Origin of the sequence: Scandinavium sp. NPDC088450, from assembly GCF_044900545.1 — a bacterium.
GTDB lineage: Bacteria > Pseudomonadota > Gammaproteobacteria > Enterobacterales > Enterobacteriaceae > Scandinavium.
Map to the genome: position 1 here is coordinate 159195 of NZ_JBJDNI010000003.1, position 17047 is coordinate 176241.

Annotated in this window: 14 protein-coding genes; 10 read left to right on the top strand and 4 right to left on the bottom strand. The window is 51.4% G+C overall.

Annotation, left to right across the window (positions count from 1 at the left end):
• Positions 1–438 precede the first annotated feature (438 nt).
• A complete protein-coding gene (gene purU / locus ACI2I2_RS04755) occupies positions 439–1281 on the bottom strand; it encodes a formyltetrahydrofolate deformylase (protein ID WP_404656850.1) in 843 nt (280 codons plus the stop codon).
• A gap of 46 nt (positions 1282–1327) precedes the next feature.
• On the bottom strand, positions 1328–1786 hold the full coding sequence (locus tag ACI2I2_RS04760) for a YchJ family protein (RefSeq protein ID WP_404656851.1): 459 nt from the start codon (positions 1784–1786) through the stop codon (positions 1328–1330).
• A gap of 110 nt (positions 1787–1896) precedes the next feature.
• Between ACI2I2_RS04760 and rssA the strand changes: the two genes are divergently transcribed.
• From rssA to galU, 3 genes are all read left to right on the top strand, one after another.
• Positions 1897–2802 (top strand): patatin-like phospholipase RssA, encoded by a 906-nt coding sequence (gene rssA / locus ACI2I2_RS04765; RefSeq protein ID WP_330982698.1) that lies wholly within the window; start codon positions 1897–1899, stop codon positions 2800–2802.
• A gap of 87 nt (positions 2803–2889) precedes the next feature.
• A complete protein-coding gene (gene rssB, locus ACI2I2_RS04770) occupies positions 2890–3903 on the top strand; it encodes a two-component system response regulator RssB (RefSeq protein WP_404656852.1) in 1014 nt (337 codons plus the stop codon).
• 198 nt (positions 3904–4101) lie between these two features.
• Positions 4102–5010: a UTP--glucose-1-phosphate uridylyltransferase GalU gene (gene galU / locus ACI2I2_RS04775; RefSeq protein ID WP_404656853.1), complete on the top strand. Its 909-nt coding sequence runs from the start codon at positions 4102–4104 to the stop codon at positions 5008–5010.
• 172 nt (positions 5011–5182) lie between these two features.
• Here galU and hns read toward each other — a convergent pair whose 3' ends face one another.
• Complete coding sequence (gene hns, locus ACI2I2_RS04780; RefSeq protein ID WP_404656854.1) at positions 5183–5593, bottom strand: histone-like nucleoid-structuring protein H-NS; 411 nt, start codon at positions 5591–5593, stop codon at positions 5183–5185.
• 560 nt (positions 5594–6153) lie between these two features.
• Between hns and tdk the strand changes: the two genes are divergently transcribed.
• Complete coding sequence (gene tdk / locus ACI2I2_RS04785; protein ID WP_404656855.1) at positions 6154–6780, top strand: thymidine kinase; 627 nt, start codon at positions 6154–6156, stop codon at positions 6778–6780.
• 69 nt (positions 6781–6849) lie between these two features.
• Here tdk and adhE read toward each other — a convergent pair whose 3' ends face one another.
• Positions 6850–9525 carry a bifunctional acetaldehyde-CoA/alcohol dehydrogenase gene (gene adhE / locus ACI2I2_RS04790; protein WP_404656856.1) on the bottom strand — a complete coding sequence of 892 codons (2676 nt, stop codon included), beginning with the start codon at positions 9523–9525 and terminating at the stop codon, positions 6850–6852.
• A 478-nt stretch (positions 9526–10003) separates the two neighbouring features.
• Here adhE and ACI2I2_RS04795 point away from each other — a divergent pair, with 478 nt between their 5' ends.
• The 6 genes from ACI2I2_RS04795 (at position 10004) to oppF (ending at position 17028) form a co-directional block, all read left to right on the top strand.
• A complete protein-coding gene (locus ACI2I2_RS04795) occupies positions 10004–10651 on the top strand; it encodes a YchE family NAAT transporter (RefSeq protein ID WP_330982693.1) in 648 nt (215 codons plus the stop codon).
• Positions 10652–11409: 758 nt separating this feature from the next.
• Positions 11410–13041, top strand: a complete 1632-nt coding sequence (oppA, locus tag ACI2I2_RS04800; RefSeq protein ID WP_404656857.1) for an oligopeptide ABC transporter substrate-binding protein OppA — start codon at positions 11410–11412, stop codon at positions 13039–13041.
• Positions 13042–13161: 120 nt separating this feature from the next.
• Entirely contained in the window at positions 13162–14082 is a 921-nt protein-coding gene (gene oppB, locus ACI2I2_RS04805; RefSeq protein ID WP_330982691.1) for an oligopeptide ABC transporter permease OppB, read from the top strand.
• 14 nt (positions 14083–14096) lie between these two features.
• A complete protein-coding gene (gene oppC, locus ACI2I2_RS04810; RefSeq protein WP_330982690.1) occupies positions 14097–15005 on the top strand; it encodes an oligopeptide ABC transporter permease OppC in 909 nt (302 codons plus the stop codon).
• An 11-nt stretch (positions 15006–15016) separates the two neighbouring features.
• A complete protein-coding gene (locus ACI2I2_RS04815; protein ID WP_404656858.1) occupies positions 15017–16027 on the top strand; it encodes an ABC transporter ATP-binding protein in 1011 nt (336 codons plus the stop codon).
• Complete coding sequence (gene oppF, locus ACI2I2_RS04820; protein WP_404656859.1) at positions 16024–17028, top strand: murein tripeptide/oligopeptide ABC transporter ATP-binding protein OppF; 1005 nt, start codon at positions 16024–16026, stop codon at positions 17026–17028. The genes ACI2I2_RS04815 and oppF overlap by 4 nt, the downstream gene beginning before the upstream one ends.
• The last annotated feature ends 19 nt before the right edge of the window (positions 17029–17047 follow it).

The following is a 17047-nucleotide window of genomic DNA, read 5'->3' on the forward strand; positions in this document are numbered from 1 at the left end:
GTACCCCGCCAGGGGTGTTGGCTATTCACTGCGGGAAGGATTGTCGTTACCTGCGGTAACGCTCTCTCGCTGTGGCTCGAGTCGAACTTCGAAGTCGTTGACGGCAGATTTGCAGTCAGCTCCCTTATGATCGCTCGGGAACCCCGCCAGGGGTGTTGGCTATTCACTGCGGGAAGGATTGTCGTTACCTGCGGTAACGCTCTCTCGCTGTGGCTCGAGTCGAACTTCGAAGTCGATGACGGCAGATTTGCAGTCAGCTCCCTTATGATCGCTCGGGAACCCCGCCAGGGGTTTTACTTCTTTTACTGGCCGCTCCCTTAGGGAAGCGGGGCGCATCATATCAAATGACGCGCCGCTGTAAAGCCTTCCTTTCAGGAAAATGAACCGTTTGCGTACTTTTTACCCGTAACGTTTAAAAGCACCGCAATCGGGTTTTCCTCAGAGAATGATCGTTCTGTTGCCGTAAACGAAGACGCGCTGCGCAAGGACCTGGTACAGGGCGCGGCTGAGGACGTTTTTCTCAACATCGCGGCCGGCACGCATCATATCGTCGGCGGAGTAGGTGTGATCGACGTTAATCACATCTTGCATGATGATGGGGCCTTCATCGAGGTTATCGTTCACATAGTGCGCCGTGGCACCGATGATTTTCACGCCTCGCTCATACGCCTGATGATACGGGCGCGCACCAATAAAGGCTGGCAGGAATGAGTGGTGAATATTGATGATTTTGTTCGGGAAGCGGGCGACAAATGACGGCGTGAGGACGCGCATATATTTCGCCAGTACCACGTAATCCGGCTGATGAACGTCGATGGCATCGGCCATCAGTTTGTCATGCTCTTCGCGCGTGTGGCCTTCGTGGCTGACCAGCTCAAAGGGCACATCAAAGCGTTCAACCAGCGGACGCAGCGTGTCATGGTTACCAATGACGGCTGCAATATCGACGTCAAGACCGCCGTAGTTGGCCTTCATCAGCAAGTCACCCAAACAGTGCGCTTCTTTGGTGACAAGAATCACGATGCGACGACGGCCCGCGGGCGTCAGTTCACGAACGGACCCTTCCGGTAAGGCGCTGTCGAGGTCGGCCAGCAGCGTCGAGTCATTGAAAATGCCTTCCAGCTCGGTACGCATAAAGAAACGACCGGTGCGGTGATCAACGAATTCGTTGTTCTGCACAATGTTGAGTTCGTGCTTGTAGCAGATGTTGGTAATACGTGCGATCAGCCCTTTCTGGTCTGGGCAGATAGTACGCAACACTTTACGTTGTAATGAGTGCATTGCGGGGGAAATCCTGTTGAAGGTGTTTGCTGTTTCTGTGGCTATCTTACTGACCGCAGCATTTTTTAAATTTTTTGCCTGACCCGCAAGGGCAGGGATCGTTGCGGCCTATCAGAGGACGTGTACCATCAATATAATACCATTGTCCATTTTCTTTTAAGAATCTTGAACGCTCAATCAGGGCACCGCTCTTGCTATGTTCACGGAAGCGAGCGACGAAGCTGACAAACCCTTCGTGAGGATGATGTCCTTCATCAGCGGCAAAAATGGTCAGACCAAGCCATTCGGTGTGCGAGAAACTTTGCTCAAGATCCTGCCTGAATGCCGTGGCTTCGCATGAGGGATGCCAGGTCCTGACCAGGTAGTCTGCATTTTTCATCACGAAGGCGGTATAGCGCGATCGCATGAGCTGTGAAGGTGTTGGCGCAGGCTCGCTGCCCGAAAGATATCGCTGGCAACATGAGCTATACTCCAGAGCGCTGCCGCAGGGGCAAAGTGAGTCCATAAACGCTTTCCCAGGTAACTATAATGAGGCGCAGAGCGCCGGGCGGTAAATATGTTAACCGAGCAATCGTAATGTTGCTACGACAGGAACGGGGTTCATCATCAGCAGGAATGAGAAAGCTTAAAATTGGTTTGGCTCTCGGCTCAGGCGCAGCGCGTGGATGGTCACACATCGGCGTGATTAAAGCGCTACAGAAAATGGGTATTGAGATTGATATTGTGGCGGGGTGTTCGATTGGTGCGCTGGTTGGAGCGGCTTACGCCTGCGACCGGTTACCCGTGCTGGAAAAGTGGGTCTGCTCATTCAGTTCCTGGGATGTGTTACGTCTGATGGATCTTTCCTGGCGCAGAGGCGGCCTTCTACGTGGTGAGCGTGTGTTCAGCCATTTTCGTCAGTTGATCCCCGCAGACGCAATTGAATCCTGCCCACGCCGTTTTGCGACTGTCGCAACAAACCTCAGTACCGGCCGTGAAATCTGGTTCACCGAAGGCGATCTTCATCTTGCCGTACGCGCTTCCTGCAGTATTCCCGGGCTTATGTCTCCCGTCATGCACAACGGCTACTGGCTGGTCGATGGAGCCGTTGTTAACCCGGTACCGGTTTCGCTCACACGCGCATTAGGCGCTGACATTGTGATTGCGGTCGATTTGCAACACGACGCGCATTTAATGCAGCAGGATCTCCTGTCAGTGAACCTTCAGCCCGATCCCGAGTCTTCAGATGATAGCCTGAGCTGGCACGAACGTTTTCGTGCCAGACTCGGAAGAATGACATCTCGCCGGACGGCGGTAACGCCGACGGCCATGGAGATCATGACGACCTCTATACAGGTGCTGGAAAACCGATTAAAGCGCAACCGAATGGCGGGTGATCCCCCGGATATTTTGTTGCAACCTTTTTGCCCACAAATTTCCACTCTCGATTTTCATCGGGCGCCAGCGGCGATAGCTGCCGGACAATTGGCCGTTGAGAAAAAGATGGATGAACTTTTACCGCTGGTGCGTACAGCGGGTTAGGGCTTTTCGATTACTTCAGCAAAATCTGACAGGCGATCCCAGCAATAGCGTGCCACTATTTACTTATCGTCTGTCAGGGGAGATATCATGACGCAGCCATTGGCGGGAAAACAGATTCTGATTGTTGAGGACGAACCCGTTTTCCGCTCTCTCCTTGATTCGTGGCTTTCATCGCTGGGTGCAGAAACGACCCTGGCAGATGATGGCGTGGATGCCCTGGAAAAACTGACGCATTTGCAACCCGACTTGATGATTTGCGATATTGCCATGCCACGGATGAACGGTCTTAAGCTGGTGGAGCACCTGCGCAATAACGGTCATCAACTGCCTATCCTCGTTATCTCTGCCACCGAACACATGGCGGATATCGCCAGTGCGCTTCGCCTGGGTGTGCAGGACGTTTTGCTTAAACCTGTCAAAGATTTCAACCGTCTTCGTGAAACCGTTTTTGCCTGTCTCTATCCCAACATGTTTAATTCCCGGGTGGAGGAGGAAGAGCGTTTGTTCGAGGACTGGGATGCGCTGGTCAGTAATCCTACCGCTGCGGCAAAGCTATTGCAGGAATTACAACCGCCGGTTCAGCAAAACATTTCCCATTGTCGTATCAATTATCGGCAACTGGTGTCGGCAGATAAACCGGGGCTGGTGCTCGATATTGCACCACTTTCAGATAAAGACCTGGCTTTTTATTGCCTGGATGTCACCCGAGCCGGGGAAAACGGTGTGTTGGCCGCATTATTGTTACGGGCTTTATTTAATGGCCTGTTACAGGAACAGTTAGCACACGAAGGACAACGCCTGCCGGAATTGGGCAGTTTACTCAAACAGGTGAACCAATTGCTGCGCCAGGCTAATTTGCCCGGACAGTTCCCGCTGCTGGTTGGCTATTACCACAGCGGAATTAAAAACCTGATCCTTGTTTCCGCAGGTCTTAACGGCACGCTGAACACGGGAGACCATCAAATCCAGATCAGCAACGGCGTTCCGCTGGGCACGTTAGGGAATGCTTATTTAAATCAAATCAGCCAGCGCTGCGAGTCGTGGCAGTGCCAAATTTGGGGGGCTGGCGGACGTTTACGCTTAATGTTGTCTGCGGAATGAACAATTAACCTGAGAGTAAGGATATAGCTATCACCGCTTTCAGACAGTGGTGGTACTATCAGCAGGATTTATGCGTAAAAATCCTAATTCAAGGTTAACGTGTCCTTTTCAGACCAGACTGCACAAACGGTACTGATATACTCAACGCGTTATTAATTAACGAGCACGTTCAAAGTTTGAACAGTTCAGGAGATTTCAATGGCTGCATTAAATTCAAAAGTCACTAAGGCCGTAATCCCGGTAGCGGGATTGGGCACCAGGATGTTGCCCGCCACTAAAGCGATTCCAAAGGAAATGCTGCCGCTGGTTGACAAGCCATTAATTCAGTATGTTGTAAATGAATGTATCGCTGCAGGCATTACTGAAATTGTACTGGTAACGCATTCCTCGAAAAATTCGATCGAAAACCACTTTGATACCAGCTTCGAACTTGAAGCCATGCTGGAAAAGCGTGTTAAGCGTCAGCTTTTGGAAGAAGTGCAGTCTATTTGCCCGCCGCATGTCACCATTATGCAGGTGCGTCAGGGTCTGGCAAAAGGTCTGGGTCACGCCGTGCTTTGCGCACATCCAGTGGTGGGTAATGAACCTGTCGCGGTTATTCTGCCGGACGTTATTCTGGATGAATATGAATCTGATCTGTCCCGCGATAACCTGGCAGAAATGATTTCACGCTTTGACGAAACAGGCGCCAGCCAAATCATGGTTGAGCCGGTTGAAGATGTGACGGCGTACGGTGTGGTCGACTGCAAAGGCGAAGCACTGAAGCCGGGCGACAGCGTACCGATGGTGGGCGTGGTAGAGAAGCCTAAGGCTGATGTCGCGCCGTCTAACCTGGCGGTAGTAGGGCGTTATGTCCTCAGCGCGGAAATCTGGCCTCTGTTGGCGAAAACGCCTCCAGGCGCGGGTGATGAAATCCAGCTGACCGATGCGATTGATATGCTGATCGAGAAAGAAACCGTTGAAGCCTATCATATGAAAGGCAAGAGCCATGACTGCGGTAATAAACTGGGTTATATGCGTGCTTTTGTTGAATATGGTATTCGCCACAACTCACTGGGCGCAGATTTTAAAGCCTGGCTGGAAGAGACTGTAGGCGCAGGCAAGTAACTCGTTCTCGCCATACAGCATAAACCGGGGTGCCGAAAGGGCCCCGGTTTTTTATTGCCTGGGATTTGACCAGGGCTAACAGCGTGCCGTTTAATAAGGCTTTTCGGACATTTCCATCAACGATGGATAAAAAAAATCCCGCCGAAGCGGGATTTCTCAACAAACAAGAAGATCAAATCAGGAAATCATCCAGAGATTTACCTTGCTCATCCATTGCTTTTTTGATGATTGCCGGGGTACGACCCTGGCCGGTCCAGGTTTTGGTTTCGCCGTTTTCATCAACATAGCTATATTTAGCCGGGCGAGCTGCACGTTTAGCTTTAGCACCGGATTTATTTGCAGCAGCCATGCTGTTCAGCAGTTCATTCGGGTCAATGCCATCAGCAATCAGCATTTCACGGTACTGTTGCAGTTTACGAGTGCGCTCTTCAACTTCAGCAGCAGCAGCGCTTTCTTCTTCGCGGCGCTCGTTAACAACAACTTCTAATTTTTCCAGCATTTCTTCGAGCGTTTCCAGAGTGCATTCTCTTGCCTGCGCACGAAGAGTACGGATGTTGTTCAGAATTTTAAGTGCTTCGCTCATTGTAGTAATCTCAAACTTATATTGTGGGGTGGTTTGTTGAGGTAATAATAGAGCGATAATTTAAGATGTGCAATAGGGGGGATTGTAAGGAATTCAAAATAACCTGTTATTTCTCACTCCTCTTAATTAGATAAAGTTAAATTTTACGCGTTAGTTCACATACTGTGTGCTTATTGCCCGGTGGCAAACATAAGAACACCCTTACAAAGTAAGCTCTTTTTGTTTGTTTCCGGGCGGGTATATATCCGAGAATCGCAAATATCAGCCTTTCGTATTAGCGGTGGAGCAGGGCGGAAAATGGCGGCTATTCAATAGAATCTGAATCATAACCTCACTAAACACTTTCTTATGGAACCGGGCTTAATGACATGGTAGGTCTCCCACGCATTGAAGGAAGAGCGCTGTCATAAGATTACGTATCTAATTGTTATTATAGATAAGTAGAACTTAATATTTTGAATTGGCGGGAAACGGTTACTGCAAGCGCGAACACGGAAATCGACCAGGAATATGGTACACTTCGTGCCGTTAAAATCTCGACGATTGGAGTGATGCTGCGAATGGCACAACTTTATTTTTACTACTCCGCGATGAATGCGGGGAAGTCCACGGCACTGTTACAGTCCTCTTACAATTACCAGGAACGGGGTATGAGGACGCTGGTTTATACCGCTGAAATCGATGACCGTTTTGGTGCAGGAAAAGTCAGCTCACGTATTGGTCTCTCTTCACCCGCCAAGCTTTATAACCCACAGACGTCGCTGTTCAGCGATATTGCGTCTGAACACGCACAGGAGCCGATTCACTGCGTGCTGGTGGATGAAAGCCAGTTCTTGACGCGCGAGCAGGTACATGAGCTGTCTGAGGTGGTTGATGAGCTCGACATCCCTGTGCTTTGCTACGGCCTGCGTACTGACTTTCGCGGTGAATTATTTACCGGGAGCCAATATCTGTTGGCCTGGTCGGACAAACTGGTGGAGTTAAAAACGATCTGCTTCTGTGGGCGTAAAGCCAGTATGGTGCTCCGTCTGGATCAGGAAGGGCGGCCGTACAATGAGGGCGAGCAGGTGGTAATTGGCGGCAATGAACGTTATGTCTCGGTGTGCCGTAAACACTATAAAGAAGCGCTTCAGGAAGGATCTCTGGCGCTTATTCAGCAGCGTATTCGTGGAAGTATCGAAGAGTAACTATTAAAAGTTTCTTATCGCAGACATAAAAAAACCCGCCAATCGGCGGGTTTTTTATTCAGCTAACGATTAAGCGGTTTTCTTCGCTTTTTTGTCAGCTTTAGCGGGAGCAGCAGCTTTCTTCTCTACCACTTCGCCTTCAGAGAACTCACGACCGTAGTAAGTATCCAGCAGGATCTGTTTCAGTTCGGAGATCAGAGGGTAACGTGGGTTAGCACCGGTACACTGGTCGTCAAACGCGTCTTCAGACAGTTTGTCGACGTGTGCCAGGAAGTCAGCTTCCTGCACGCCAGCTTCACGGATGGACTTAGGAATACCCAGTTCAGCCTTGATGCTGTCCAGCCATGCCAGCAGCTTCTCGATTTTTGCTGCAGTGCGGTCGCTGGAAGAGGTCAGACCCAGATGGTCTGCGATCTCTGCGTAACGACGACGCGCTTGTGGACGATCGTACTGGCTGAAGGCAGTCTGCTTAGTTGGGTTATCGTTCGCGTTGTAACGGATAACGTTGCTGATCAGCAGGGCGTTCGCCAGACCGTGTGGAATGTGGAACTGAGAACCCAGTTTATGCGCCATGGAGTGACACACACCAAGGAAGGCGTTAGCAAACGCGATACCGGCGATGGTCGCTGCACTGTGAACACGTTCACGGGCAACAGGGTTTTTAGAACCTTCGTTATAAGACGCTGGCAGGTTTTCTTTCAGCAGTTTCAGAGCCTGCAGAGCCTGACCGTCAGAGAACTCAGAAGCCAGTACAGAAACGTAAGCTTCCAGAGCGTGAGTCACTGCATCGAGACCACCGAACGCACACAGAGACTTCGGCATTTCCATGACAAGGTTAGCGTCAACGATAGCCATGTCTGGGGTCAGTGCGTAATCAGCCAGTGGGTATTTCTGACCAGTCGCATCGTCAGTTACAACTGCAAACGGCGTAACTTCAGAACCGGTACCGGAAGTGGTGGTGACAGCAATCATTTTCGCTTTCACGCCCATTTTCGGGAACTTGTAGATACGTTTACGGATATCCATAAAGCGCAGCGCCAGTTCTTCGAAATGAGTTTCTGGATGCTCGTACATCACCCACATGATTTTCGCGGCATCCATTGGGGAACCACCACCCAGCGCGATGATCACGTCTGGTTTGAAGGAGTTCGCCAGCTCTGCACCTTTACGAACAACGGTCAGCGTCGGGTCAGCTTCAACTTCGAAGAACACTTCAGTTTCAACGCCAGCGGCTTTCAGAACAGAAGTAATCTGGTCAGCGTAGCCATTGTTGAACAGGAAGCGGTCAGTCACGATCAGCGCACGTTTGTGGCCATCGGTAATCACTTCGTCCAGCGCGATTGGCAGAGAGCCACGGCGGAAGTAGATAGATTTCGGAAGTTTATGCCACAACATGTTTTCAGCTCGCTTAGCAACGGTTTTCTTGTTGATCAGGTGTTTTGGACCAACGTTTTCAGAGATGGAGTTACCACCCCATGAACCACAACCCAGAGTCAGGGAAGGTGCGAGTTTAAAGTTGTAAAGGTCACCGATACCACCCTGAGAAGCAGGGGTGTTAATCAGGATACGCGCGGTCTTCATTTTGTCGCCGAAGAATTTAACGCGCTCTGGCTGGTTGTCCTGGTCGGTGTACAGGCAAGAGGTGTGGCCGATGCCGCCCATCTCAACCAGTTTTTCCGCTTTAACAACCGCGTCTTCGAAGTTCTTGGCACGGTACATAGCCAGAGTCGGAGACAGTTTTTCGTGAGCGAACGGCTCGGATTCGTCAACAACGCTGACTTCGCCGATTAGGATTTTGGTGTCTGCTGGCACGGTGAAGCCTGCCAGTTCTGCAATTTTGGTTGCTGGCTGGCCAACGATAGCTGCGTTCAGCGCGCCATTTTTCAGGATGATGTCCTGAACGGCTTTCAGCTCTTTACCCTGCAGCATGTAGCCGCCGTGGGAAGCGAAACGCTCGCGTACTGCGGCATAAGCAGAGTCAACCACGATAACAGACTGTTCAGAAGCACAGATTACGCCGTTATCGAAGGTTTTGGACATCAGGATGGACGCGACAACACGTTTCACATCTGCAGTTTCGTCAACGACAACTGGAGTGTTACCTGCACCCACACCGATGGCTGGTTTACCGGAGCTGTATGCTGCTTTAACCATGCCTGGACCACCGGTTGCCAGAATCATGTTGATGTCTGGGTGGTGCATCAGGGCATTGGACAGCTCAACAGAAGGCTGGTCAATCCAACCAATCAGGTCTTTCGGAGCACCTGCAGCGATAGCAGCCTGCAGCACGATGTCTGCCGCTTTGTTGGTGGCGTCTTTCGCACGTGGGTGTGGAGAGAAGATGATTGCGTTGCGAGTCTTCAGGCTAATCAGCGATTTGAAGATAGCGGTAGACGTTGGGTTAGTGGTAGGAACGATACCGCAAATAATCCCGATAGGCTCAGCGATAGTGATGGTCCCGAAGGTGTCATCAGTCTCGAGGATGCCACAGGTTTTTTCATCTTTATAGGCGTTGTAGATATACTCAGAAGCAAAGTGGTTTTTGATCACTTTATCTTCAATGATACCCATACCGGATTCGGCAACCGCCAGTTTCGCGAGAGGGATTCGAGCATCTGCAGCAGCCAGAGCGGCCGCGCGGAAGATTTTATCAACCTGTTCTTGGGTGAAGTTGGCATATTCACGCTGGGCTTTTTTCACTCGTTCAACGAGTGCGTTCAGTTCAGCGACATTAGTAACAGCCATAATGCTCTCCTGGATAATGTTAAACTTTTTTAGTAAATCAGCTGCACGATACGTCAGTATAGACAGACCGCTAACAGCTTGCGTAAGAGCCATAAAACCAACAGGTTACTTTCGACCTTCAATCCACTTGATTTACTAAAAGAGCCTTCCATTACACCCGGTTGAGGTACCGGGCTACTCCCTGGTGCGACTTCAAGATTACCCACTTCTGAGTACGAATTACGTGATCTAAATCAAGATTACACCAAGCTGACTCCTTTCAGCAGGCCGTTTTTAGCGGTTTGTATCAAGTGTTAAAAGATCGACCTTTCGAACCGATTTTACATTAGCATAATTTATACATTTGCATAACAACGTGTATTGGTAGCGTTTTCTGACAGATTTGTGGTGAAGAATACTGCCAAAAAGCGTATCTTCAGCGCGGTTTTTAGAAGTATTGAACGTCAACTACCACAATTGATGAGGGCGCAGGGTTACCGTGATTCAATCGCTGTTCGATTTTCCAACGTATATCAAATTTTTCATTGGCTTATTTGCGCTGGTCAACCCGGTAGGCATCATTCCGGTGTTCATCAGCATGACCAGCTACCAGTCAGCGCCTGCGCGAAACAAAACCAACCTGACGGCGAACCTGTCAGTGGCCATCATTTTGTGGACCTCACTGTTTCTGGGTGACGGCATCCTGCAGCTTTTCGGCATCTCAATTGACTCGTTCCGCATTGCGGGGGGCATTCTGGTGGTGACCATCGCGATGTCGATGATCAGCGGGAAGCTCGGCGAAGATAAACAGAACAAGCAAGAGAAGTCAGAAACCGCCATCCGCGAAAGCGTTGGGGTCGTGCCACTGGCGTTGCCGCTGATGGCGGGGCCGGGGGCAATTAGTTCCACCATCGTTTGGGGAACTCGCTATCACAACTGGGCGCATCTGATTGGTTTTTCCGTGGCGATTGCCCTCTTTGCGGCCTGCTGTTGGGGCTTGTTCCGCATTGCTCCGTGGCTGGTGCGTCTGTTAGGACAAACGGGCATCAACGTCATCACCCGTATTATGGGTTTATTGCTGATGGCGCTTGGCATTGAATTTATCGTCGCGGGTATCAAATCTATCTTCCCTGGTCTTCTTGCCTGAGTGCTCTCCAAAACGAGGTCGACACGGGCCTCGTTCTTCTTTCCTTTATTAGCAAAACATATCAACAAAAGTGAAATACCTCTCAGCTATAACCTCTTGTTATGACTTGCCAATCTCTTATCTATCAATGAATTAGTCCACTGATTGAGAGATAGTCCCCGCGGCAATAATGTTATTTCATTAACATGATACTCTTACGCTTGCCGTGCGATCATTGAAATGATATTAGTAATTTCAGTGCACAGGCAGAGTAATGTGCTAAATAATAACCAAATGTTAAATTTTTGTACAAAAAACGATCGCAAAATCGGAAAAGGCAACCACACGCAAGTTGCCAGTTGCAATGTATTGAAATTTAAATGTTAATTATTAAAAATTGCTCTCGATAACGTCATGTTTCATATGAAGCCATCGTCACAAAAGAGAATTGGTTAACAAATTTGCAAATTGTATTGGCGGGTAGTAATTGCATTTGATACTTTCCGCCGAGGCATTTCGCCGCATAAAACACGGAGATGAGAATAATTTTCAAATAAATCTCCGGGCGAAAAAAGAACAGAGGTCATCCCGACAGGGGGGATGGCTTAAAGAATCGACGTAAGGTTGCCGAAAGAGAGTGACCGTAATAAAAAAGTCGGTGATAGCACGCAGTAACCACCCGACAGGCGCTTTCACTCCTGCGCGACTCGGGGAACCCCTTAGGGGATTAAACAGGCTGACGAAAAGTCGGTAATTATAATGAGCGGAGTATCAACACAATGACCATCATCACAAAAAAAAGCCTTATCGCAGCGGGCGTATTCGCTGCACTTATCGCAGGAAGTGCAATGGCTGCAGACGTTCCTGCGGGCGTTAATCTGGCAGATAAGCAGACCATGATCCGCAACAACGGCGCGGAACCTCAGTCGTTAGACCCGAACAAAATTGAAGGTGTGCCGGAAGCTAACGTCAGCCGTGACCTGTTTGAAGGCCTGCTGATTACGTCTACCAAAGACGGCCACCCAATTCCGGGCGTAGCAGAAAGCTGGGATAACAAAGATTTTAAAGTCTGGACCTTCCACCTGCGCAAAGACGCTAAATGGTCCAATGGCGAGCCGGTAACGGCACAAGATTTCGTGTATAGCTGGCAGCGTCTGGTTGACCCAAAAACCGCGTCCCCGTATGCGAGCTATCCGCAGTATGGTCACATCCTCAATGTTGACGAAATCATTGAAGGCAAAAAACCGACCTCCGATCTCGGCGTGAAAGCCATCGACGACCACACTCTGGAAGTCACCCTGAGCGAGCCGGTCCCTTATTTCTACAAACTGCTGGTGAACCCGGCGATGTCCCCGGTTAACAAAGCCGCCATCGAGAAATTCGGTGAGAAGTGGACTCAGCCAGCCAATATCGTCACCAACGGCGCGTATAAGCTGAAAGACTGGGTGGTTAACGAGCGCATCGTGATGGAGCGCAACACCAATTACTGGGATAACAAGAAAACCGTTATCGACCAGATTACCTATCTGCCAATCTCTTCTGAAGTCACGGACGTTAACCGCTACCGCAGCGGTGAAATCGACATGACCTATAACAACCTGCCGATTGAGCTGTTCCAGAAACTGAAAAAAGAGATCCCAACCGAAGTTCACGTTGACCCGTATCTGTGCACCTACTACTACGAAATCAACAACCAGAAAGCGCCATTCACCGATGCTCGCGTACGTACCGCGCTGAAACTGGGTCTGGATCGCGACATCATCACCAACAAAGTGAAAGCGCAGGGCGACCTGCCAGCCTTCGGTTACACCCCGCCATACACTGACGGTGCTAAACTGACTAAACCAGAGTGGTTCAGCTGGACTCAGGAACAGCGTAACGCTGAAGCGAAGAAACTGCTGGCTGAAGCCGGTTATACCGCTGACAAGCCGCTGACTTTCAACCTATTGTACAACACTTCTGATCTGCATAAGAAACTGGCTATCGCTGCGGCGTCTATCTGGAAGAAAAACCTGGGCGTTGACGTGAAACTGGTGAACCAGGAATGGAAAACCTTCCTCGACACCCGTCACCAGGGAACTTATGACGTTGCGCGTGCGGGCTGGTGTGCGGACTACAACGAACCGACTTCCTTCCTGAACACCATGCTGTCCGACAGCTCCATGAACACCGCTCACTATAAGAGCCCGGCGTTTGATGCCATCATGAAGCAGACGCTGCAGGTGACTGACGAAGCACAACGTGTTGCGCTGTACGACAAAGCTGAACAGCAACTGGGCAAAGACTCAGCCATCGTTCCGGTTTATTACTACGTTAACGCACGCCTGGTGAAACCATGGGTGGGCGGTTATACCGGTAAAGACCCGATGGACAACATCTACACCAAAGATCTGTACATCATTAAGCATTAATGGCAATCCGTGGGGCGGCGTCATGCCGCCTCACTGTGTCTTATTTCACGCACTATCACATGCCCCTCAGCCACTGGCTGATTCGGGATATGTAAAGGCACACGCCAGAAGGTACGGGCAATGTTGAAATTTATTTTACGTCGCTGTCTGGAAGCAATTCCGACACTCTTTATTCTCATCACGATTTCCTTCTTTATGATGCGTCTTGCGCCGGGCAGTCCATTTACCGGTGAACGTACGCTGCCGCCAGAAGTCATGGCGAACATTGAAGCCAAATATCATCTTAACGATCCGATGAGCGTCCAGTACTTCAACTATTTGAAGCAGCTGGCTCATGGTGATTTCGGACCGTCATTCAAATACAAAGATTACTCCGTGAATGACCTGGTGGCGGCAAGCTTCCCGGTCTCAGCAAAATTAGGCTTTGCGGCCTTTTTCCTGGCGGTGATCCTGGGGGTAAGCGCGGGCGTAATTGCTGCACTTAACCAAAATACCAAGTGGGATTACGCGGTCATGGGGGTGGCAATGACCGGTGTCGTCATACCCAGTTTCGTCGTCGCCCCCTTGTTGGTGATGATCTTCGCCATCACGCTGCACTGGCTGCCGGGCGGGGGCTGGAACGGCGGGGCGCTGAAATTTATGATCCTGCCGATGGTCGCGCTGTCTCTGGCCTATATCGCCAGCATCGCGCGTATTACCCGCGGCTCGATGATTGAGGTGCTGCACTCTAACTTCATCCGCACCGCGCGGGCGAAAGGGCTGCCGATGCGCCGTATTATTTTCCGCCATGCGTTGAAGCCTGCGCTGCTGCCAGTGCTCTCTTATATGGGGCCTGCGTTTGTCGGCATCATCACCGGTTCGATGGTTATCGAAACTATCTATGGTCTGCCAGGTATCGGCCAGCTGTTCGTGAACGGGGCACTGAACCGTGACTACTCGCTGGTGTTGAGCCTGACCATTCTGGTGGGTGCACTGACCATTCTGTTTAACGCGATTGTTGACGTGCTGTATGCCGTTATCGATCCGAAAATCCGTTACTGACACTGGAGTTCGCCATGATGTTGAGTAAGAAAAACAGCGAGGCGCTGGAAAACTTCAGTGAAAAACTGGACGTCGAAGGCCGTAGCCTTTGGCAGGATGCCCGCCGTCGCTTTATGCATAACCGCGCCGCCGTTGCCAGCCTCTGTGTGCTGGTGGTGATTGCGCTGTTCGTTACCCTGGCACCGATGTTGTCGCAGTTCAGCTACTTCGACACCGACTGGGGCATGATGTCCAGTGCGCCGGACATGACCTCCGGGCACTATTTCGGCACCGACTCCTCCGGCCGTGACCTGCTGGTTCGTGTGGCGATTGGTGGTCGTATCTCTCTGATGGTGGGTATCGCCGCCGCGCTGGTCGCGGTGGTATTGGGGACGTTGTACGGTTCACTTTCTGGCTATCTCGGCGGGAAAACTGACTCCGTCATGATGCGCCTGCTGGAGATCCTCAACTCCTTCCCGTTCATGTTCTTCGTTATCCTGCTGGTGACCTTCTTTGGGCAAAATATTCTGCTCATCTTTGTCGCGATCGGCATGGTGTCCTGGCTTGATATGGCGCGTATCGTGCGCGGCCAGACGCTGAGCCTCAAGCGTAAAGAGTTCATTGAAGCGGCACATGTCGGCGGCGTATCAACGGCAAGCATCGTTGTGCGCCATATCGTGCCAAACGTGCTGGGCGTGGTGGTGGTGTATGCCTCGCTGCTGGTACCAAGCATGATCCTGTTTGAATCATTCCTGAGCTTCCTCGGTCTGGGTACCCAGGAGCCACTCAGCAGTTGGGGCGCATTGTTAAGCGATGGTGCCAACTCCATGGAAGTGTCTCCTTGGTTGCTGATGTTCCCGGCTGGTTTCCTGGTGGTGACCTTGTTCTGTTTCAACTTTATCGGCGATGGCCTGCGTGATGCCCTCGACCCGAAAGACCGCTAAGGAGTGATGCCATGAGCACGATTGAAATGGTTAACGCCCCGCAGCAGCAAGAGACTGGTCTGCTGCTGGATGTGAAAGATTTACGCGTCACCTTTGGCACGCCTGATGGCGATGTCACGGCGGTGAACGATCTGAATTTCAGCCTGAAAGCAGGCGAGACACTGGGGATTGTAGGCGAGTCTGGCTCCGGCAAATCCCAGACAGCGTTTGCATTGATGGGCCTGCTGGCTTCAAACGGTCGCATTGGCGGTGTCGCTAATTTTAACGGCCGTCAGATCCTGAATCTGCCTGAGAACGAGCTGAACAAGCTGCGTGCGGAACAGATTTCGATGATTTTCCAGGACCCGATGACGTCGCTGAACCCGTACATGCGCGTTGGCGAACAGCTGATGGAAGTGCTGATGCTGCATAAAGGCATGGGCAAAGCCGAAGCGTTTGAAGAGTCAGTCAAAATGCTTGATGCGGTCAAAATGCCGGAAGCGCGCAAGCGCATGCGCATGTATCCGCATGAGTTCTCTGGCGGGATGCGCCAGCGTGTGATGATCGCGATGGCGCTGCTGTGCAGACCGAAATTACTGATTGCCGATGAGCCAACCACCGCGCTGGATGTGACCGTTCAGGCGCAGATTATGACGCTGCTCAACGAGCTCAAGCGTGAATTCAATACCGCCATTATCATGATCACCCACGACCTCGGCGTTGTGGCAGGTATCTGCGATAAAGTGCTGGTGATGTATGCCGGACGTACCATGGAATATGGCAACGCGCGCGATGTTTTCTATCATCCTGCGCACCCGTACTCAATGGGGCTGCTCAATGCCGTGCCGCGCCTCGATGCAGAAGGCGAATCACTGCTGACCATTCCTGGCAACCCGCCAAACCTGATGCGTCTGCCGAAAGGCTGCCCGTTCCAGCCGCGTTGTCCGCACGCGATGGAGATTTGCAACAGCGCTCCACCTCTGGATGCCTTTGCGCCTGGCCGCTTACGCGCCTGCTTTAAACCGGTGGGGGATTTGGTATGAACGCCGTGACCGACGAAAGAAAAGTACTGCTCGAAATTGCCGACCTCAAAGTGCATTTCGATATCAAAGATGGCAAACAGTGGTTCTGGCAGCCGTCGAAAACCCTGAAGGCGGTGGATGGCGTTACGCTGCGTCTGTACGAAGGGGAAACTCTGGGCGTGGTGGGTGAATCCGGCTGCGGTAAATCGACTTTTGCCCGCGCGATTATTGGCCTGGTCAAAGCGACAGACGGTAAAGTGGCGTGGTTGGGCAGAGACCTGCTCGGCATGAAGCCCGATGAATGGCGTGCCGTGCGCAGCGATATCCAGATGATTTTCCAGGATCCGCTGGCTTCCCTGAACCCACGCATGAACATCGGCGACATTATCGCTGAGCCGCTGCGGACCTATCATCCGAACATGCCGCGCCAGGAAGTGCGTGATCGTGTGAAAGCGATGATGATGAAGGTGGGCTTGCTGCCAAACCTGGTTAACCGTTATCCGCATGAGTTTTCAGGCGGTCAGTGTCAGCGTATCGGCATCGCTCGTGCGCTGATCCTTGAGCCGAAACTGATTATCTGTGATGAGCCAGTGTCCGCGCTGGACGTGTCAATTCAGGCGCAGGTCGTCAACTTGCTCCAGCAACTGCAACGCGAGATGGGCTTGTCGCTTATCTTTATTGCTCACGATCTGGCGGTGGTGAAGCACATCTCCGATCGCGTGCTGGTCATGTACCTGGGGCATGCCGTTGAACTGGGAACGTACGATCAGGTCTATCACAACCCGCTGCATCCTTACACCAAAGCGCTGATGTCAGCGGTGCCGATCCCGGACCCGGATCTGGAGAAAAACAAAACCATCCAGTTGCTGGAAGGGGAGTTGCCTTCTCCTATTAACCCGCCATCAGGCTGCGTCTTCCGTACCCGTTGCCCCATCGCCGGGCCGGAATGCGCCAAAACACGCCCGGTGCTGGAGGGCAGCTTCCGACATGCGGTTTCGTGTCTTAAGGTTGACCCGCTATAATCCTGAGGGCTGACAATTG